Here is a 20,295-nt window from a genome sequence, read left to right on the forward strand (position 1 = left end):
CCGGTGATCGTCCGTCACGCCCTTTCGGGGCGGGGCGACGGGCCGGCTGATGCAAGGGGATGCCGCTGCCTGCGGCCGTGTTGGGGAACATCATGAGCAAGTCTTCCACCCCGAGAGGGGATGCCGTTCTGGCCCGTCTGGCGCTGCTTGCGCTGGCGGTCGGCGGCGCCATGCTGCTGGCCTTCGTGGTCACCGTTCCGATGGAGATCGGCCAGCAGTTCCTGTTCTCGGCGGTGGTGTTCCTGATCGCCCTGTGCCTGCGCAACCGCGAGAACCGGTTGATCCCGCTGATACTGATGGGCCTGTCGCTGGTGATGTCCACGCGCTACATGTACTGGCGTCTGACCGACACCATGGGCATGAGCAGCTTCGTCGATCTGACCCTGGGCCTGGGCCTGGTCGCCGCCGAGGTCTACTCGTTCATCGTGCTGGTGCTGGGCTACTTCCAGGTGGCGTGGCCGCTGCACCGCAAGCCGATGCCGCTGCCCGAAGATCAGTCGCTGTGGCCCAGCGTGGATGTGTTCATCCCCACCTACAACGAACCGCTCTCGGTGGTGCGCACCACGGTGCTGGCGGCGACGGTACTGGACTGGCCGGCCGACAAGCTCAACATCTACCTGCTCGATGACGGCCGCCGTGAGGAATTCCGTGAATTCTGCGACGAGGTCGGGGTGCAGTACATCACCCGGACCAACAACAGCCACGCCAAGGCCGGCAACATCAATGCGGCGCTGAAGAAGACCACGGGCGAATACGTGGCCATCTTCGACTGCGACCACATGCCGACCCGCTCGTTCCTGCAGATGTCGATGGGCTGGTTCCTGCACGACGAAAAGATGGCGGTGGTGCAGACCCCGCACTATTTCTTCTCTGCCGATCCGTTCGAACGCAACCTGGGCAACTTCGGCCGCGTGCCCAACGAAGGCGAGCTGTTCTACGGCCTGCTGCAGGATGGCAACGACCAGTGGAACGCGACCTTCTTCTGCGGCTCCTGCGCGGTGATCAAGCGCGGCCCGCTGGAGGAAGTCGGCGGGGTGGCGATCGAGACCGTCACCGAGGATGCGCACACCGCCATCCGCCTGCACCGCGCCGGTTACCGCAGCGCCTACATCCCGGTGCCGCAGGCCGCTGGCCTGGCCACCGAAAGCCTCTCGGCGCACGTCGGCCAGCGCATCCGCTGGGCCCGTGGCATGGCGCAGATCCTGCGGGTGGACAACCCGATGTTCGGCAAGGGCCTGAGCTTCGTGCAGCGGCTCTGCTACACCAACGCGATGCTGCACTTCTTCTATGGCCTGCCACGGATCATCTTCCTGACCGCGCCGCTGGCCTTCCTGTTCTTCGGCGCCCATGTCATCCACGCCTCGGCGCTGATGATCCTGGCCTACGCGCTGCCGCACATCGTGATGGCCAACCTGACCAACCTGCGTGTGCAGGGCAAGCATCGCCATCTGCTGTGGAACGAGGTGTACGAGACCACGCTGGCCTGGTACATCCTGCGCCCGACCCTGATGGCGGTGATCAACCCCAAGCTGGGCAAGTTCAACGTCACCGCCAAGGGCGGCCTGGTCCAGCGCAGCTACTTCGATGCGCAGATCGCCCGCCCGTACCTGTTGCTGCTGCTGTTGAACCTGGCCGGCGTGATCGCCGGCATCGTGCGGATGGTGATGGCCGAGACCAGCGGCGAGGTCAATACGATCTGGTTGAACCTGGGCTGGACCGTCTACAACATGATCATGCTTGGCGCGGTCATCGCCACCTCCAGCGAACAGCGCCAGATCCGCCGCGCGCACCGCGTGCCGCTGAACATGCGCGCCGTGCTGCATCTGCCTGATGGCCAGGCGCTGCCGTGCCGCACGCTGAACTTCTCCACCGGTGGCATGGCGATCCGCCTGGACCAGGTGCAGCCGGTACAGCCGGGCACCCGCGTCGAGGTCGAGCTGGCCCATCGCCAGCGCAGCCAGCGGTTGCCGGCCGAAGTGCGGCATGACCGCGACGACCAGGGCATCAGCATCCAGTTCGGTGAGCTCACCCTGGAACAGGAGCGCTGGCTGGTCACCTCCACCTTCGCCCGCGCCGATATCTGGGTAAAGCTGTGGGGTCGCCATGACCGCGATACCTTCCTGCGTTCCACCACCGACGTCCTCAAGGCCAGCATGCGCGGCTTCCACCGCCTGGGCAGTTTCGTTCTTGCGGGAGGCCGCAAGGATGGCCCCACCCCGCCGCGCACCGGAGATTCCGCATGACCCGTCGTGACCGTTCCCTGTTCCGCCCGGTGCGCGTGCCGCGTCCGTCCGCCGCAGCGGTGGCGTTCACCCTGACCCTGCTGTGTGGCGCGGTCTACGCGCAGGATCCTGCGGTACCCGCAACGGCCACGCCCGTCGCCGCACCCGCCGATGCCGCCCCGGCAGTGCCCGTGCCGCCTGCCGCGCCAGCGGCTGGTTCGCGGCAGAGCCGCGCCACGCTCAAGCAGCTCGGCATCGATTACGAGATCACCCTGCGCGGCATCCAGGGCACCGCTGGCGTGCCGTTCTCGATCCGCAACGATCAGGTCGTCGATCGCGCCTCGCTGCACCTCAAGTACAGCTATTCCCCGGCGCTGCTGCCCGACCTGTCGCACCTGAAGGTGACCGTCAATGACGTCACCGTGGCGACCCTGCCGACGCCGGTCGACCAGGCCGGGCGGATGATCGAGCGCGATATCGATATCGATCCGCGCATGATCATCGACTACAACCGGATCAACCTGCAGTTGATCGGCCACTACACGCGCGAGTGCGAGGATCCCGACCACACCAGCCTGTGGGCCAATATCGACCGCGCCAGCTACCTGGAGCTGGGCTGGGCGCCGCTGCAGCTGACCAATGACCTGTCGCTGCTGCCGGTGCCGTTCTTCGATGCGCGCGATACCAACCGGCTGGAGCTGCCGTTCGTGTTCACCGGGCAGCCGGGGCAGGGCCTGCTGCAGTCGGCCGGTATCGTCTCCTCCTGGTTTGGCGCGCTGGCCGGCTACCGCGGCGCGTTGTTCCCCGCTTCGATCGATACCGTCCCGCTGGAGGGCAACGCGGTGGTCGTGGCGACCCCGCGCAACCCGCCCGCCGGCCTGGTCCTGCCCGACATCAGTGGGCCGACCCTGGCTGTGATCGCCAACCCCAACGATGCCAACGGCAAGCTGCTGCTGGTGCTCGGCCGCGACGATGGCGAACTGCGCATCGCCGCCACCGCATTGACCCTGGGCGCGCCGCTGTCCGGCCCGACCGCGAGCATTGGCGACTTCAAGGAGATCGCGCCGCGCAAGCCGTACGATGCACCGAACTGGATCCCGAGTGACCGCCCGGTACGCGTTTCCGAGCTGGTCCAGCAGACCAGCGAGTTGAACGTCGTCGGCTACCATCCGGACCTGATCCGGATCGGCCTGCAGTTGCCGCCGGATCTGTTCGTGTGGCGTCGCGACGGCATTCCGTTGGACCTGCGCTACCGCTACACGCTGCCCGAAGGCGCGGACAAGTCCGCGCTGAACATCAGCATCAACGATGCCTTCGTCACCACGCTGCCGTTGAACGGTCGCCCGGCACCGCGCTCGGTGTCGGACATGCTGTGGAACAAGCTCAAGGCGCCGGGCGCGATGCCGATCCAGCAGAAGGTGATGCTGCCGACCGGACCGTTCTCGTCCAACAGCCAGCTGCGCTTCCACTTCTTCTTCGATCGCCCGCAGGCGGCCGAGTGCAAGAACACCTTCCCGGATGTTTCCGCGGCGATCGATGGGGATACCAGCATCGATCTGAGCGGCTTCGACCACTACATGGCGATGCCCAACCTGGCCGCCTTCGGCAATGCCGGCTATCCGTTCACGCGGCTGGCCGACCTCTCCGAGACCGTGCTGGTGCTGCCGGACAACCCCAATGCCGATGACGTCGGCAACGTGTTGACCCTGCTTGGCCGCATGGGTGCGTCGACCGGTTACCCGGCGCTGCGCAACCGCATCATCGCCGCGCGCCAGGTCGGCGAGCATGCCGACCAGGATCTGGTGGTGCTCGGTTCGCGCCGCAGCCAGCCGCTGTTCGGCGAATGGGCCGCGCACCTGCCGATCGGCGAGGCGGGGCAGTCGCGCCGCGTGCAGCTCTCGGACTGGGTGTTCGAACGCATGCCCTCGTTCCTGTCGCCGGATGCACGCCGCACCGATCTGCCGACCACCGCCGAAGTCTCGGTGCGTCCGGATGCGGGCGACGTCGTGCTGATGGGCTTCGAATCGCCGTTGCGCAAGGGCCGCAGCGTGGTGGCGGTGATGGCCGACGACCCCGCCCAGGTCAACCGCCTGTTCGAAGCGTGGTTCGATCCGGACCGCCTGCGTGATTTCCAGGGCAGCGTGGTGCTGCTGCAGAAAGACAAGGTGCGCAGCCTGGCCGGTAACCAGAGTTACTACGTCGGCCACCTGCCGCCGCTGACCTGGCTGCGTTGGTACTTCTCGCAGAGCCCGCTGCTGCTGGCCGCCTTCGTGGGCCTGGGCTGCCTGTTGCTGGCGCTGATCGCGCGCTGGCTGCTCAAGCGCAACGCCAAGGCACGTATCGGGATGTCCGGCTGAGCATGCGCGACACGTCCGACCCCGCGCCGGCGCCACCGCGCCGTCGCTTCCTGCAGGCGCTGGCGGCCGCCGGTGTTGCCGCCGCGCTGCCGCTCGATGCCCTGGCGCAGGCCTGTGGCACGCCGTGGCGTGAGTGGCGGGCGTTCGTCGATCGGCATATCGAGGCCGATGGCCGCGTGGTCGACCATCTCAATACCGATCTGCGCAGCACGTCCGAATCGCAGTCCTACGGACTGTTCTTCGCACTGGTGGACAACGATCCGATCCTGTTCGATCGGATCCTGGCCTGGACCCGCCGCCACCTCTGCCGAGGCCGCGCGGATCTCAATCTGCCGGCATGGCTGTGGGGCCGGGCCGCTGATGGCCAGTTCCGCGTGCTCGACAACAACACCGCCTCCGATGGTGAGGTGTGGATCGCCTACGCGTTGCTTGAAGCCGGCCGCTTGTGGAAGCGCCCCGGCCTGGTCGAGGCCGGCCGGCAGACGCTGGCGCTGATGCGCACGGCCGAAGTCGTCGAGCTGCCCGGCTTCGGACCGATGCTGCTGCCGGGCAACCGCGGCTTCGTGCAGGCCGACCGCTGGACGCTCAACCCCAGTTACCTGCCGCTGTTCGTCCTGCGCCGCTTCGCCGCCGTCGATGCACGCGGTCCGTGGGCGCGGCTGGCCGAGCGCAGCGTGGCGATGGTGCGCGCCAGTGCACCGGTCGGCTTCGCGCCGGACTGGATCGCCTGGAACGGCAAGGCCTTCGTGGTCGACCCGGCCAAGGGCGCGACCGGCAGCTACGATGCCATCCGCTGCTATCTCTGGGCGGGCATGACCGACCCGGCCGATCCGCTGCGACGCACCCTGCTCGATGGCCTGTCCGGCCCGGCATCGCTGCTGCGCGCGCAGGCCGGCTTCGCCGAGAAAATCGAGACGCGTCGTGGCGTTGGCACCGGCGCACCGTCGCCGGGCTTTGCCGCAGCGCTGCTGCCGTATCTCAGTGCCCTCGGCCAGCCCGCGCTGGCCAAGGTGCAGCTGGCGCGGATTCCCGCGGCCGGCACCCTCAACTATTACGATCGTGCCCTGGTGCTGTTCGGCAAGGGCTGGATGGATCGCCGCTACCGTTTTTCTGCCGATGGGCGACTGCTGCCCGCGTGGAGTTCGCCATGTTCCGCAAGACCCTGACACCCCTTTGCCTGGTCGGCCTGTGCGTGTTGACCGTGCCGGCCTTTGCGCAGAACGCGTCATCGACGCAGCAACTGGTCAGCCAGGGCAACTACTGGCAGGACCAGGGCCGCGAGGACCTGGCGTCCGATGCGTGGCGCAAGCTGCTGGCGACCGATCCCAACCAGGCCGATGCGCTGCTCGGCCTGGGCCTGATCGACCTCAACCAGGGCCGCCGTGCCGAAGCGCAGAAGCGTCTGCAGCAGCTGCAGGCACGTCATCCCTCCTCGGCGCAGACCACGCGCCTGCGCATGGCGCTCGGCGGCGGTGGAGGTGGCAACCAGCTGCAGACCGCCCGTCGCGCGGCGGCAGCCGGTCGCTATGTCGAAGCGGTGCGCGCCTATGACGAAGCGTTCGGTGCCGGCGGCCCGCCCAATGATCTGGCGCTGGAGTACTACCAGGTGCTCGCCGGTACGCCCGAAGGCTGGACGCGTGCCCGCGACGGCCTGCGCCGTATCGCCACCGGCAACAACAACCCGGCCAAGCTCGCGCTGGCCCAGGTGCTGACCTATCGCGAGCCGACCCGGCGCGAAGGTATCGCCCAGCTGCGCGCACTGAGCCAGGCCAACGATACCGCCGGCCCTGCGCGCGCGGCCTGGCGCCAGGCGTTGCTGTGGCTCAACGCCACCAACGCCGATGCGCCGCTGTACCAGGCCTTCCTGGAGGTGGTGCCGAACGATCGCGAGGTGGCCGCCAAGCAGGCGCAGCTGCGTGAGCAGGCCATCGCCAACCGTCCCGCGCCGCAGGACCCGAACCAGCGCCTGCTCGGCGAGGGCTTCCGCGCGTTGGACAGCAACAACCTGCCCCAGGCCGAAGCCCGCTTCGCGCAGGTGCTGCGCGCGCGGCCGCGTGATGCCGAGGCGCTCGGCGGGCTGGGCTCGGTGCGCCTGCGCCAGGAGCGCTTTGGTGAAGCCAATGAACTGCTGCGCCCGGCCGCCGCGATCAACGGCAAGTGGCGCAGTGCCGCCGATGCCGCGCGCTACTGGCTGACCCTGCAGGAGGTGCGTCGCCAGCCCAGCGGCGATGCCATCACCCGCGTGCAGCAGGTCATCGCGCTGCAGCCCAAGGAGCCCGCCGGCTACGTCGCGCTGGCCGACCTGCAGAGCGGCAGTGATCCGGTCGCGGCCGAACGCAGCTACCGCAAGGCACTGGAACTGGAGGCCGGCAACGCCGGTGCGCTGCAGGGCCTGGTCGGTCTGCTGGGTCGCCTGGGCCGCGCCGATGAAGCGGCCGCGTTGTTCGACCGGCTGACCCCGGCCCAGCAGGAAAGCGCCGGTGGCCAGTCCGTCCTGCGTGCCAACCTGGCCCGCGCCCGCGCACAGCAGGCGCTGGCCGAGGGCAGCATCGAGATGGCGCAGATCGAATTGGAAGATGCGCTGCTGGTACAGCCGCGCGATCCGTGGCTGCGGCTGGAACTGGCGCGCCTGTACAAGCGTGCCGGCCGCCCCGACCAGGCCAACGGCGTGATCGAGGGGCTGCGCGCGCTGGATGACAGCTCGGCGACCTCGTTGTATGCCCAGGCGCTGTTCGCCCAGGAAAACAGTGACTGGCCGCGCGCGTATGCGTTGCTCGAACGCATTCCCACCGCCTCGCGTGATTCGGAAATGACCGCTCTGCACGACACCGCGTGGGTGCAGGTGCAGGCCGCCCAGGCGCGCTCACTCATGCAGCGCCAGCGCAGCGGCGAAGCGCAGTTGCTGCTGGCCCGCGCCGAAGCTGCACTCGGCGACCGGGTCAAGAATCCGTCCATCGTGGCCGCGTTGGCCGGTGCCTACGCCGACATCGGCAGCCAGCAGCGTGCCCTCGTGCTCGCGCAGCGCCTGATTGAAGGCGGTTCGCCCAGCGTCGACAACCGTCTGGAATATGCCTCGGTGCTGCTGCGCGCCGGTCGCGACGGCGAAGTCGCCGCGATCCTGCGCCAGCTCGCCGACGTGCCGCTCTCGGCGAGCCAGCAGACCCGTTTGAACGATCTGCGCAGCGGCTACGTGTTGCGCCAGGTCGATGCGCTGCGCGAACTCGGCAATCTTGAAGGCGCGTACGCGGTGTTGGCCCCGGCGCTGGCCGAGCGCCCGCAGGATCCGCGCAACATCGCTGCGCTGGCACGCCTGTATGCCGCTGCGGGCGACAACGGCCAGGCCCTGGCGCTGTATCAGCAGCAGTTGCAGCTGGCCCCGGGCGATCTGGATGCGATGGTCGCCGCCGCCGGCAGTGCTGCGGCGATGCGCGACATGGATCTGGCCGAACAGTATCTGGAGCGCGCGCTGAAGCAGGCGCCGGAATCGCCGGATGTGTTGGCGGCCGCAGGCCGTGTGTACCGCGCGGCCGGCAAGAACCGCCGCGCTGAAAGCTACTTCCGCGCGTCGCTGGCGGCTGCCGCAAAGGGCAGTGGCCAGCTCGACAACGGCTACCCGCAGGCGAGCACGGCGATGCTGGCAAGCGGTGGCAGCTTCAATCCGTTCGCCGGCCTCAACCGTGGCGGTGGCACCCGTACCGCAGCGCTGCGCGATGGGGGGCTGCCATTGCCGGCGGCGACCGCCCGTCTGGCCGCCGAACCGCTGCCGATGGACGCCGGTCCGTCGATGGGCCTGAGCCTGGGCCCGGCGAGCGTCACCCCGGTGATCGATGCCGATGGTCTGCCGGAACCGGTCATGGCCACGGCCGCGGCCAGTGGCGGTGTCGGCCTGCCGTTGCCGGTGCCCGGCTCGCGCCAGGTGCCCAGCCAGGCAAGTGTGCCGCGCGCCTCGCGCAACACCGCGCTTGGCCCGCTGCCGGCGGCCACCACCGGCAACGGCGTGCTCGATGAACTGCGCGCACTCAAGGCCGAAAACAGCAGCAGCCTGGCGGTCGGTGCGGCGTACCGCACCCGCGCCGGCGAAGCCGGCATGGGCCAGCTCGATGACCTGCAGGTGCCGCTGGAAGGGCAGTTTGCGGTCGGCGATGGCAAGCTCAAGGTGGCCATCACCCCGACCGTGCTCGATGCCGGCCGCCCCGATCCGGAATACACCAGTGCCAGCCGCTTCGGCGGTGGCCCGCAGGCCGCCCTCGCGGGCGCCCTGGCCGCTGACCGCACGCCGGTGGATGATCTGGTCGGTTCGTCGCTGTACCAGACCCTGTTGACCCGTGGCGAGAGCATCGTCACCCGCAATCTCATCTACGAACGCGCACTGGACAATGGCCGCTACCAGGAGCTGTTCAACCAGACCGACAGCGCGCTGACCCAGGCCGAGCGCGTCGCCGCGACCCGCGAACTGCTGTTCGCCGATCCGCTGCCCAGCTACATCCTCAGCCGCGATCTGGCCAACACACCGATCAGCGATATCGCCACGCAGGTACTGGGCAACGCCAGTCTCGTGCGCGGGTTGAGCGCGGCCGAGCAGGCCCAGCTCAAGACGCTGGCACAGGGCGGCGGTGGCTCGCAGACCCCGCAGGCATTCCAGGACACCTTGTATGCGATGGTGGCCAACGCGGCAGGCTCGCGCCGGATGAGTTCGCAGGACGCCAGCGGTGCCGGCGTCTCGGTGGGGTACGAGCGCGGTGGTTTCCGCGCCGACGTCGGCAGCACGCCGCTGGGCTTCGATGACACCCAGATCGTCGGCGGCATTGGCTACCGCGGTCAGATCGGCGATGCGCTGACCTGGTCCGGCGAAGCCTCGCGCCGCGCGGTGACCGACAGCCTGCTGTCCTTCGCCGGTGTGGAAGACGGGCGCAACGGGCTGCGCTGGGGCGGGGTGACCGCCAGCGGCGCCAAGCTCGCCGCGACCGTCGACAACGGACAGTTGGGCGGCTACGCCAGCGCGTCCTGGCACCGCCTGGAAGGCGAGAACGTGGCCGACAACGACCGCCAGGAAGTCGGCGTGGGCGTATATGTGCACGCGCTGGAAACCGACAACCAATCGCTGACCGCTGGCCTGAACCTCACGGCGATGCAGTACGACCGCAACCTGAGCGGCTTCACCTACGGCCACGGCGGCTACTTCAGCCCGCAGCGCTATGTGGATGTCGGCTTCCCGGTGCACTGGAACGGCCGTACCGCCAGCGGCCGCGTGGCGTGGCAGCTGGATACCAGCGTCGGCGTACAGCACTTCAAGGAAGACGCTGCGCCCTACTTCCCGACCGACCCGGCGATGCAGCAGGCTGCCTACGAGGCCGCCTCGATGGCCGCGCTGCTGGGCCTGACCACGGAGTATGTCGATCCGGTCTACACCGGCCAGACCAAGACCGGTGTGTCCTACAACCTCAGCGCCGCGGCCGAATGGCAGCTGTCTTCGCAGTTGTTCCTGGGCGGGCGCATGGAGTTCAACAACGCGCGTGACTACCGGCAGTTCGGCACCAGCCTGTACCTGCGCTTCCTGCTCGACCGCCTCGGCGCCGGGCTGGGCAAGCAGCCGCAGCCGCTGCGCTCGCCGTACGCCTCGGGTGAATGATCGCCGTCATGCGCTGACGACCGGCCCGCTGCCAGGCTTTACCTGGCCGCGGGCGTCCCGCAGGCTTGGCTGGTTCCTGCTGCGAAGAGGCTGATGTCCCGTGACTGATTCCCCATCGTTCCACCCGATGCGCCGCCGCCTGCTGCAGGCGCTGGCCGTGACCCCGCTGCTGGCCTGCTCGGCCAACGGCCCGGCGCGTGGCCCCGGCCCGTGGACGGCATGGCAGGTGATGCGTGCTTCCAGCGTGACCCCGGACGGCCGCATGGTCGACCACAACAACGCCGACCAGCGCTCGACCTCCGAGGGCCAGTCCTACGCGCTGTTCTTCGCGCTGGTGGACAACGATCAGCCGCTGTTCGACCGCCTGCTGCGCTGGACCGAGGACAACCTCGCCGGTGGCAGCATGACGCAACGCCTGCCGGCCTGGTTGTGGGGGCGCGATGCCGCCGCCAATGCGTGGAAGGTGCTCGACGACAATCCCGCCAGCGACTCGGACGTGTGGCTGGCCTACACCCTGCACGAAGCCGCGCGGCTGTGGAAACGCCCGGCGCTGCGGCAGACCGCCGAGGCGATGCTGGCCGCGATCCAGGTGCAGGAACTGGTGGATGTGCCGGGCCTGGGCACGATGCTGCTGCCGGGGCCGAATGGGTTTGCGACCGAAGATACCTGGCGCTTCAATCCCAGCTACGTACCGTTGCCGCTGCTGCGCCGGTTCGCCGCACTGGACCCGACCGGGCCGTGGACGACCGTGATCGGCAACAGCGTTCGATTGCTGCGCGATACCGCGCCGCACGGCTTTGCGCCGGACTGGACCGCGTGGCGCGACGGCGGTTTCATCGCCGATCCGGACAAGGGCCCGCTGGGCAGTTACGACGCGATCCGCTGTTATCTGTGGGCGGGCATGACCGCGGTCAACGATCCCAGCTTCCGTCCGGTGCTGGAGGCCCTGCATGGCCCGCTGACGGTACTGCGCGATGGCCAACCCATACCCGAGAAGGTCAACACGCTCACCGGCGTGCGCGAGGGCACCGGCAACTACGGCTTCCATGCCGCCTTGGTGCCCTACCTGCAGGCGCAGGGCGAAGCAGACCGCGCAAAGGCGATGGTTGCCGGCCTGCCAACGCCGGAGCAGCAGCGCGCCGCGCCGCCGCGCTATTACGAGCAGGTGCTCAGCCTGTTTGCCCTGGGTTGGTACGAAGGCCGTTATCGCTTCGCCGCCGATGGCCAATTGCGGCCGTCCTGGGCGTGATCCGCCGCCTACCGACCGCAGCTCGGTAGGCGCACCCTCATTCCAGCGCGTAACGCAGCACGAACAACCCGGCCACCAGCCATACCGCCGGGTGCACCTCGCGCCAGCGCCCGGTGCCGGCCTTGAGCACCGCATACGCGATGAAGCCGAAGGCCAGGCCATTGGCGATGGAGTAGGTGAACGGCATCGCCAACGCGCACAGCGCGGCCGGCACCGATTCGGTCAGGTCGCCCCAGTCCACATCGACCAGCTCACGCAGCATCAGCCCGGCCACGAACAGCAGGGCAGGGGCGGTGGCGTAGCCGGGCACCATCGCCGCCAGCGGCGAAAACAGCAGCGCGGCCAGGAACAGGGCGGCTACCACCAACGCGGTCAACCCGGTGCGGCCACCGGCCTGCACGCCCGAAGCGCTCTCAGCGAAGGCGGTGGTGCTGCTGGTCCCGAGCAGCGAGCCGGCCACGATCGCGGTGCTGTCGGCCAGCAACGCGCGGCCGAAGCGCTTCTGTGCGCCCGGTAGTTTCAGCAGCCCCGCGCGACCGACCACGCCGTACAGCGTGCCGGTGGCATCGAACACTTCCACCAGCACGAACACCAGCACCACCTGCAGCAACACCGCGATCGGCGCGCCGCCGTTGTGGTGCAGCAGCCCGGGCAGGTCCAGCTGCAGGAAGGTCGGGGCCAGGCTGGGCGGCAGCGACACCAGCCCATGGAACTGCACGTCACCGAGCAGCCACGCCGCGCCGGTGACGGCCAGAATGCCGATCAGGATCGCGCCACGCACCTTGCGTGCTTCCAGGATCGCAATCAGCAGGAAGCCGGCCAGTGCCAGCAGCGGTGGGGCGGTATTGAGCGGGCCCAGCGCCACCAGCGTGTCGGTGTTGGCGATGATCACCCCGGATTTCTGCAGCGCGATGATCGCCAGGAACAGGCCGATGCCCGCCACGATGGCTGCGCGCAGCGAGGGCGGAATGCCCGCCACCAGCCAGGCCCGCACGCCGGTGAGCGACAGCGCCAGGAACACCAGCCCGGAAATGAACACCGCCGCCAGCGCCTGCTGCCACGGCAGGCCCGACGCGCCGACCACGGTGAAGGCGAAGAACGCGTTCAGGCCCATGCCCGGGGCCATGCCCACCGGGAAGTTGGCGGCGAACGCCATCACCAGCGAACCCAGTGCCGCAGCCAGGCAGGTGGCCACGAACACCGCGCCCGGGTCCATCCCGGTGGTGGCCAGGATGTCCGGATTGACGAAGACGATGTAGGACATCGTCAGGAAGGTGGTCAGCCCGGCCAGCACCTCGGTACGCACGGAGGTGCCGTGCTGCTGGAGCTGGAAGACGCGTTCGAACAGGGACATCGCAGATCTCTCGTGCCGGGGGCGCACTGCCTCGCCCAGGCGGACCTGCGGGTGCGTCGTGTGGCGGGTTAGAAGTGGTAATTCATCTTCAGCGTAACGCTGCTGTAGTCGGTATGGAAGCTGCGGCGGGCCGCATCGGGGTAGTTCGGATCGTGCAGCTGCACCGGGCTGGAGCCCAGGTTGGTGTAGCGGTACTCCACGCCGGCGGACAGGCGCTCGTTGAACCGCACCAGCACGCCTGCACCGACATTGACGCCGGTGGAAACATGGCGGGCGCCGGTCTCGAATTCCGCCACGCGGCAGCCGTTGGTTTTCTCGACCAGCGATGTGTCGCAGCCCAGCGTGTATTCCTGGCGGGCCACGGTCACGCCGGTGGTCAGGTAGGGCAGCACCGGGCCGACCGCATAGCCGAGCATCAGGTTGACCGACCCCGACCGGGTCACCGCGTCCTTGCCGTAGTACGGGCTGTGCGGGTGGTGTTCGCGGTCCTTCCAGTCGCGGTCGATGCTGCCGATAGCGAGGCTGCCTTCGATGCCCGTCACCACGTTGCTGTCGAAATGCCAGGTGCGGCCGGCCTGCACGCCGCCGGTGAACCCGCGCGGGCTTTTTTCAGAGGCGTTGGCGTTGCTGCGGTCCTGGCTCTTGCCTTCTGCATGGCTCGCCTGGACGCCCATGTAGCGGCCTTCCCAGTTCGCCGGCGCCGCCGCGGCGGTGCCCGACAGCAGCAGGGCTGCCGTACTCATGACCAGTGCTTTCATTGGTGGTTTCCTACGTTGACCGCGATTGCAGGGTGCAATTGCGTGGGGTGCGTAGGAGACCTGAAGTCGTTATCTATGGATATGCAATTAATTGCATTCTGGTGCCTATGGCCAGCGGTGGGTACCGACCGGAATGTAAAACGGCCGCGCAGTGCGCGGCCGTCGGTGAAGCGTCACGACCAACGGTCGTGATCTGCCAGGTTACTTCAGCGCCTTGAAGCGCAGGCGCTTCGGTGCGGCGTCGTCGCCCATGCGGCGGCGCTTGTCTTCTTCGTACTCGCGGTAGTTGCCCTGGAAGAACTCCACGTGCGAGTCGCCTTCGAACGCCAGGATGTGGGTCGCGATGCGATCCAGGAACCAGCGGTCATGCGAAATCACGAAGGTGTTGCCCGGGAACTCCAGCAGCGCATCTTCCAGCGCACGCAGGGTTTCGATGTCCAGATCGTTGGACGGTTCATCGAGCAGCAGCACGTTGCCACCCTGCAGCAGGGTCTTGGCCATGTGCAGGCGGCCACGCTCACCACCGGACAGCGAGCCGACCAGCTTCTGCTGGTCCTGGCCCTTGAAGTTGAAGCGGCCGATGTAGGCGCGCGACTGGATCTCCACGCCATTGATGTTGAGGATGTCCAGGCCGCCCGCGATTTCCTGGAAGACGTTGTGGTTGCCTTCCAGCGCGTCGCGGCTCTGATCCACGTAGGACAGCTTGACGGTCGGGCCGACCACGATCTCGCCGGTGTCCGGTTTTTCCTGGCCGGTGATCATCTTGAACAGGGTCGACTTACCGGCACCGTTGGGGCCGATGATGCCGACGATCGCGCCACCCGGCACCAGGAAGTTGAGGTTGTCGAACAGCAGGCGATCACCGAACTTCTTGGAGACGTTCTTGAACTCCATCACCGCATTGCCCAGGCGCTCGCCCGGCGGAATGAAGATTTCGTTGGTCTCGTTGCGCTTCTGGTAATCCACCGACTGCAGCTCTTCCAGGCGGGCCAGACGGGCCTTGCCCTTGGTGCGGCCACCCTTGGCGTTCTGGCGCGACCACTCCAGTTCCTTCTGGATCGCCTTCTGGCGGGACTTTTCCTGGTTGTCTTCCTGACGCAGGCGGTCGTCCTTCTGGGTCAGCCAGTCGGTGTAGTTGCCCTTCCACGGAATGCCGCGGCCGCGATCCAGTTCCAGGATCCACTCGGCGGCGTTGTCCAGGAAGTAGCGATCATGGGTGACGGCCACGACGGTGCCGGTGTAGCGGGCCAGGAACTGCTCCAGCCATTCCACGGACTCGGCGTCCAGATGGTTGGTCGGTTCATCGAGCAGCAGCATGTCCGGCTTCTGCAGCAGCAGGCGGCACAGGGCCACGCGGCGCTTTTCACCACCGGACAGGGTGCCCACGATGGCTTCCCACGGCGGCAGGCGCAGCGCATCGGCGGCCACGTCCAGCTGGTTCTCCAGGGTGTGTGCATCGCCGGCGGCCAGGATCGCCTCCAGGCGCTCCTGTTCCTTGGCCAGCTTGTCGAAGTCCGCGCCTTCCTCGGCATAGGCCAGGTAGACGGCGTCCAGCTGGGCCTGGGCCTGCAGCACTTCGCCCACGCCTTCCTCGACCGATTCACGCACGGTCTTGGTCGGGTCCAGCTCCGGTTCCTGGGCCAGGTAGCCGACCTTGATGCCGGCCTGCGGGCGGGCTTCGCCCTCGAAATCGGTGTCCACGCCGGCCATGATCTTGAGCACCGTCGACTTGCCGGAGCCGTTCAGGCCCAGCAGGCCGATCTTGGCACCCGGGAAGAACGACAGCGAGATGTCCTTGATGATCTGCCGCTTGGGCGGGACCACCTTGCTGACGCGGTTCATGGTGTAGATGTATTGCGAGGACATGAGGTCTCCGAAGGCGCAACCCTGCGCCCGTTCCGGACGGAACAGGAACAGATGGAAGAAAAGGATGCCCCGATTATAGCCGGAAGCGATCAGTGCCGCCGGGAGCCACGAGCCCCGGGGCTTGCCGCCGCCTGAATGCGGGGTCAAAGCGCTTGAATTGGAAACCGTTTCCAGCCGGAGACCGTTCAGACGGCGTGCGCATGATGGAGCCATCAACCCACCAAGCGAGGCCAATCATGCGCATGAATCGATTTGTGGTCGGGGCCGTCGCCTCGCTGCTGGCCTTGGGCACCGTGGCCCCGGCCTTCGCCGATGACCATCGTGGCCGCGGTCACGACCGCCGGGAGTGGCGTGATGACCGCCGCGACAACCGCCACGATCGCCATGACCGGCACGATCGTCATGACCGTCGCGAGGTCCGCCACGACCGCCGTTACGACCCTCGCTACGACAACCGGGGTTACTACCGTCCGGGCCCGCCGCCGCCGCGCGTGGTCTATCGCCCGGCCCCGGGCTACGGCTCCTACGGCTGGGCGCGCGGCCACCGTTACCGCGAGTACTACGGCGGCCCGGTGTACGTGGTGAACGATTACAGCCGCTACTCGGTGCGCCGCCCGCCGCGTGACCACCACTGGATCCGCGATGATCGCGGCAACCTGCTGCTGGTCGCCATCGCCACCGGGATCATTGCCGACTACGTGATCAACCGGTAAGCCCGCCGGCAGGTGCGCTTGACGGCCTGGACGGCGCCCTTCGGGGCGCCGTTCCGCGTTCCGGGGCCGCGCGCCGGGATTGGTCACCCCGCGCCGCGGGGACTACAATCCAGAGCTCGCGCTGTACCCCCTCTGCCTGCCTGGAGTAACCGATGTTCCCGCGTGACGTCCGCATCGAAACCTACGATCCCGAACTGGCCAAGGCCATCGCCGCCGAAACCCAGCGCCAGGAAGACCACGTCGAGCTGATCGCCAGCGAGAACTACACCAGCCCGGCGGTGATGGAAGCCCAGGGCAGCCAGCTGACCAACAAGTACGCCGAGGGCTACCCGGGCAAGCGCTACTACGGTGGCTGCGAGTACGTGGACATCGCCGAACAGCTGGCCATCGACCGCCTCAAGCAGCTGTTCGATGCCGACTACGCCAACGTGCAGCCGCACAGCGGCTCGCAGGCCAACCAGGCCGTGTACTTCGCGCTGCTGCAGCCGGGCGACACCATCCTGGGCATGAGCCTGGCCCATGGTGGCCACCTGACCCACGGTGCCAAGGTCAATGCCTCGGGCAAGCTGTTCAACGCCGTCCAGTACGGTGTCGACGAAGCCGGCCTGATCGACTATGACGAGGTCGAGCGTCTGGCCCTGGAGCACAAGCCGAAGATGGTCGTCGCCGGTTTCTCGGCGTACTCGCAGGTGGTGGACTGGGCGCGCTTCCGCGCCATCGCCGACAAGGTCGGTGCCTACCTGTTCGTGGACATGGCGCACGTGGCGGGTCTGGTTGCCGCTGGCGTCTACCCGAGCCCGCTGCCGCACGCCCACGTGGTCACCTCCACCACCCACAAGACCCTGCGCGGCCCACGCGGCGGCATCATCATCGCCAAGGGCGCCAGCGAAGAACTGCAGAAGAAGCTGCAGTCCATCGTGTTCCCGGGCATCCAGGGCGGTCCGCTGATGCATGTCATCGCCGGCAAGGCCGTAGCCTTCAAGGAAGCGCTGGAGCCGGGCTTCAAGGCCTACCAGCAGCAGGTGGTCAAGAACGCCCAGGCGATGGCCAACACGCTGATCGCGCGCGGCTACAAGATCGTTTCCGGCGGTACCCAGAACCACCTGATGCTGGTCGACATGATCGGCAAGGATGTCTCGGGCAAGGATGCGGAAGCCGCGCTCGGCCTGGCCCACATCACCGTCAACAAGAACTCGGTACCGAACGACCCGCGTTCGCCGTTCGTGACCTCGGGCCTGCGCCTGGGTACTCCGGCGGTCACCACGCGCGGTTACGTGGAGCAGGACTGCGTGGATCTGGCCAACTGGATCGCCGACGTGCTCGACGCCCCGGCCGATGAGGCCGTGATCGCCCGCGTCCGCGACGCGGTCAGCGCGCAGTGCCGCAAGTACCCGGTTTACGGCTGATATGGGCGAGGGCCGGCAACGGCGTACCTACGCCGTGCTGGCCCTTGTCTGCGGCATCGTGGGGATGGCCGGCGGCGGCACGTTCGCCGCCATCGGGGTCTGGGTCGCGTTCCTCGAACCGACCTATCTTGATCGCGCCTCGCGCCTGTTGATCGGGGGCTGGGGAAGTGCGGGCCTGATCGGGGTATTCGGCTGGCTATGGTTGAGCAGCCGCTATCTTCGAGCGGGACGCACCGGCCTGCGTGACAGCGGGGCCTGGCCATGGGCTGCATTGGGCCTTGGGGGGATGGCCGCCGTGGCAGTCGTCGGCATGGCGTTCTGGCAGGCCGCCGCCAGTCCAACGGCGCTGGTCCTGCTGCTGGCGGGGCCGCCGCTGCTGCTGCCGGCGGTCATGCTGGTGCGGCTGCGGCGAACCCAGGGCACCTGACCGGATGCAGGCCCATCGCACACAGCGGCGCATAATGCTTTCGACGGCGCCTTGCCCGCGGCCTTCGCGCGCCTGATGGCAGGCCTGCCGCTGTTCTCCTGTACGGCGCACCTGCTGTGGTTGCGTCGGCGCGCCACCTAGACAGGGCTGGACTCTCCCCCCGTCCATTTGCTGTAGCCGGTCCCTCTCAGGTACCGTTGCGACGCTGCCGTGACCGCGGCATGACGTTTTCCCGATGTAAGGCGTTCCATGTACTGTCCGTTCTGCCAGCATGCCGACACCCGTGTGATCGATTCGCGCGTCTCTGAAGACGGCGCGACGATCCGGCGTCGCCGTGAGTGCGAGGCCTGCAACGAGCGCTTCAGTACCCTGGAAACCATCGAACTGAAACTGCCGGCGATCGTGAAAAGCGATGGCAGCCGCGAGGCCTTCGATGCCCGCAAGGTCCGCAGTGGTTTCGACCGCGCGCTGCAGAAGCGCCCGGTTCCCGAAGACAAGATCGAGCTGGCGGTGCGCGCGGTGATGCAGCAGGCGCGTATCTGTGGCGAACGCGAAATCCCCTCGATCAAGGTCGGCGAGTTCGTGATGAACGAGCTGCGCAAGCTCGATCATGTCGGCTACGTGCGGTTTGCCTCGGTGTACCGCAGCTTCGAAGACGTGGCCGATTTCCGCGAGGAAATCGAGAAGCTCGAACGCGAGCTGCCCTCCAGCACCGAACAGCTGCAGCTGCTCGGCGATGTGATCGCGCTGACCAAGAAAAAGAAAGGCTGAGCCTGCGCCGCATCGCGGCCACCACGGCTGAGCTACCATCGCGGCTGCCTGCCGCCGGACGCTCACCGCCATGACTGAATTTACCGCTCTCGACCACCAGCACATGGCGCATGCGCTGCGCCTGGCCGAGCGCGCCGCGTATACCGCGCGGCCCAACCCGATGGTCGGCTGCGTGATCGCACGCGATGAGGGGGTGGTCGGCGAGGGCTGGCACCAGCGCACCGGCGGCCCGCACGCGGAAGTCTTCGCACTGCGCCAGGCCGGTGAACAGGCCCGCGGTGCCACCGCCTACGTGACCCTGGAGCCATGCGCGCACCACGGTCGCACGCCGCCGTGTGCACTGGCCTTGATCGAGGCAGGGGTGACACGCGTGGTGGCGGCGATGCGCGATCCTTTCCCGAAGGTCGATGGGGGGGGCTTCGTGCTGCTGCGCGACGCCGGCATCGAGGTCGCCGAAGGGTTGATGGCTGCGCAGGCGCGCGAGCTGAACCACGGGTTCCTGTCACGCATCGAGCGCGGCCGCCCGTGGGTGCGGGTGAAGCTCGCGGCCAGTCTGGACGGGCGTACGGCGATGGCCGATGGCCGCTCCAAATGGATCACCGGTGCGGCCGCCCGCGACGATGTGCAGTACTGGCGTGCGCGTGCCGGTGCGATTCTCACCGGCGCGGCCACCGTGTTGGCCGATGACCCGATGTTGACCGTGCGGCTGGCCGATAACGAGGTATTGCCGCCCTTGCGGGTGGTACTCGATGCACGCCTGCGCTCGCTGGAGTGCGCGCGGGTGCGCGAGGGCGGGGCGCCGACCTTGTACGTGCATGACGCCGCGGTCAGCCCGCCGGACGCCGCCGATGCGGAGTTCGCCAGCGTGCCCAGCCATGACGGTCGTCTGGATCTGGGCGCGGTGTTGGCGCTGCTCGCCGAGCGCGGCATCAATGACGTGCATACCGAGGCCGGCGCCACCTTGGCCGGCGCGTTGCTGGCCGGCGGCTGGGTCGACGAACTGTTGCTGTACCAGGCGCCCACGTTGCTCGGTGAGCATGGGCTGCCGCTGCTGTCCGGCCTGGGTATCCACGCGATGGAACAGCAGCGCCGGCTGCGCGTGGTGGACAGGCGCCAGGTGGGTGAGGACCTCCGCCTGTTGCTGCGCCCATAAAAAACGGGCCCCTTGCGGGACCCGTTCGATCATGGCGCGGCGCGGACGCCGCAGCCCGATCAGTAACCGACGTGTGTGCCCTCCTATCCACGGGGCGCAGCACTCAGCGGAATAGCTTAACACTTATTTAACTTAAAGCCCCCAGTCAGGGTGCCCTGTTACACTAGCCGCGCCGGTTCGCCGGTACACAAACGTCTTCAGGGCGGGGTGCGATTCCCCACCGGCGGTAGGTGCGCAAGCACGAGCCCGCGAGCGCTTCCCGGTCCTCGGGAAGGTCAGCAGATCCGGTCCGATGCCGGAGCCGACGGTATAGTCCGGATGAAAGAAGACGGTGCGGCCGGGCCTTGGTGCTCGGCGTGCACCTATATGCCTTGCGGCGTTTTTCGCTCA

At 67.9% G+C, this 20,295-nt stretch carries 13 protein-coding genes and 1 riboswitch; of the genes, 10 read left to right on the forward strand and 3 right to left on the reverse strand.

All coding sequences use genetic code 11. The features are described 5' to 3' along the window. Nucleotides 1-92: 92 nt before the first annotated feature. From bcsA to bcsZ (ABE571_RS10810), 5 genes are all read left to right on the forward strand, one after another. Nucleotides 93-2,243, forward strand: a complete 2,151-nt coding sequence (gene bcsA / locus ABE571_RS10790) for a UDP-forming cellulose synthase catalytic subunit (protein WP_313209271.1) — start codon at nt 93-95, stop codon at nt 2,241-2,243. Further along, nucleotides 2,240-4,579, forward strand: coding sequence for a cellulose biosynthesis cyclic di-GMP-binding regulatory protein BcsB (gene bcsB, locus ABE571_RS10795; RefSeq protein ID WP_313220001.1), 2,340 nt, complete (start codon nt 2,240-2,242; stop codon nt 4,577-4,579). Before bcsA ends, bcsB begins: the two co-directional genes overlap by 4 nt. Nucleotides 4,580-4,581: 2 nt before the next feature. Continuing rightward, complete coding sequence (gene bcsZ, locus ABE571_RS10800) at nt 4,582-5,745, forward strand: cellulose synthase complex periplasmic endoglucanase BcsZ (RefSeq protein WP_313220000.1); 1,164 nt, start codon at nt 4,582-4,584, stop codon at nt 5,743-5,745. Continuing rightward, nucleotides 5,727-10,208 carry a cellulose synthase subunit BcsC-related outer membrane protein gene (locus ABE571_RS10805; protein WP_346493696.1) on the forward strand — a complete coding sequence of 1,494 codons (4,482 nt, stop codon included), beginning with the start codon at nt 5,727-5,729 and terminating at the stop codon, nt 10,206-10,208. Before bcsZ (ABE571_RS10800) ends, ABE571_RS10805 begins: the two co-directional genes overlap by 19 nt. 100 nt (nt 10,209-10,308) lie before the next feature. Continuing rightward, nucleotides 10,309-11,457: a cellulose synthase complex periplasmic endoglucanase BcsZ gene (bcsZ, locus tag ABE571_RS10810; RefSeq protein ID WP_313209279.1), complete on the forward strand. Its 1,149-nt coding sequence runs from the start codon at nt 10,309-10,311 to the stop codon at nt 11,455-11,457. A 37-nt stretch (nt 11,458-11,494) separates the two neighbouring features. On the opposite strand, the gene ABE571_RS10815 is transcribed toward bcsZ (ABE571_RS10810), so the two are convergent. The 3 genes from ABE571_RS10815 to ettA all read right to left on the reverse strand — a co-directional run bounded on the left by ABE571_RS10815 (nt 11,495) and on the right by ettA (nt 15,435). Then, on the reverse strand, nt 11,495-12,811 hold the full coding sequence (locus tag ABE571_RS10815) for an NCS2 family permease (RefSeq protein WP_346493697.1): 1,317 nt from the start codon (nt 12,809-12,811) through the stop codon (nt 11,495-11,497). A 68-nt stretch (nt 12,812-12,879) separates the two neighbouring features. Beyond that, on the reverse strand, nt 12,880-13,554 hold the full coding sequence (locus ABE571_RS10820) for an outer membrane beta-barrel protein (protein WP_346493698.1): 675 nt from the start codon (nt 13,552-13,554) through the stop codon (nt 12,880-12,882). Nucleotides 13,555-13,770: 216 nt separating this feature from the next. Next, entirely contained in the window at nt 13,771-15,435 is a 1,665-nt protein-coding gene (ettA, locus tag ABE571_RS10825) for an energy-dependent translational throttle protein EttA (protein WP_121042662.1), read from the reverse strand. Nucleotides 15,436-15,671: 236 nt separating this feature from the next. On the opposite strand from ettA, the gene ABE571_RS10830 reads away from it, so the two are divergent. The 5 genes from ABE571_RS10830 to ribD all read left to right on the forward strand — a co-directional run bounded on the left by ABE571_RS10830 (nt 15,672) and on the right by ribD (nt 19,905). Continuing rightward, the gene (locus tag ABE571_RS10830; protein ID WP_265309649.1) at nt 15,672-16,148 is read left to right on the forward strand and encodes an RcnB family protein; all 477 of its coding nucleotides are present in this window, start codon (nt 15,672-15,674) and stop codon (nt 16,146-16,148) included. Nucleotides 16,149-16,300: 152 nt separating this feature from the next. After that, complete coding sequence (gene glyA, locus ABE571_RS10835) at nt 16,301-17,554, forward strand: serine hydroxymethyltransferase (RefSeq protein ID WP_070471705.1); 1,254 nt, start codon at nt 16,301-16,303, stop codon at nt 17,552-17,554. A 34-nt stretch (nt 17,555-17,588) separates the two neighbouring features. After that, a complete protein-coding gene (locus ABE571_RS10840) occupies nt 17,589-17,981 on the forward strand; it encodes a hypothetical protein (protein ID WP_313209289.1) in 393 nt (130 codons plus the stop codon). 249 nt (nt 17,982-18,230) lie between these two features. Beyond that, complete coding sequence (gene nrdR / locus ABE571_RS10845; protein WP_019182518.1) at nt 18,231-18,752, forward strand: transcriptional regulator NrdR; 522 nt, start codon at nt 18,231-18,233, stop codon at nt 18,750-18,752. Nucleotides 18,753-18,822: 70 nt separating this feature from the next. Next, complete coding sequence (gene ribD / locus ABE571_RS10850; RefSeq protein WP_313219995.1) at nt 18,823-19,905, forward strand: bifunctional diaminohydroxyphosphoribosylaminopyrimidine deaminase/5-amino-6-(5-phosphoribosylamino)uracil reductase RibD; 1,083 nt, start codon at nt 18,823-18,825, stop codon at nt 19,903-19,905. 189 nt (nt 19,906-20,094) lie between these two features. Beyond that, nucleotides 20,095-20,239, forward strand: a riboswitch (FMN riboswitch). The last annotated feature ends 56 nt before the right edge of the window (nt 20,240-20,295 follow it).

Source organism: Stenotrophomonas sp. TWI273 (genome assembly GCF_039674765.1).
GTDB lineage: Bacteria > Pseudomonadota > Gammaproteobacteria > Xanthomonadales > Xanthomonadaceae > Stenotrophomonas.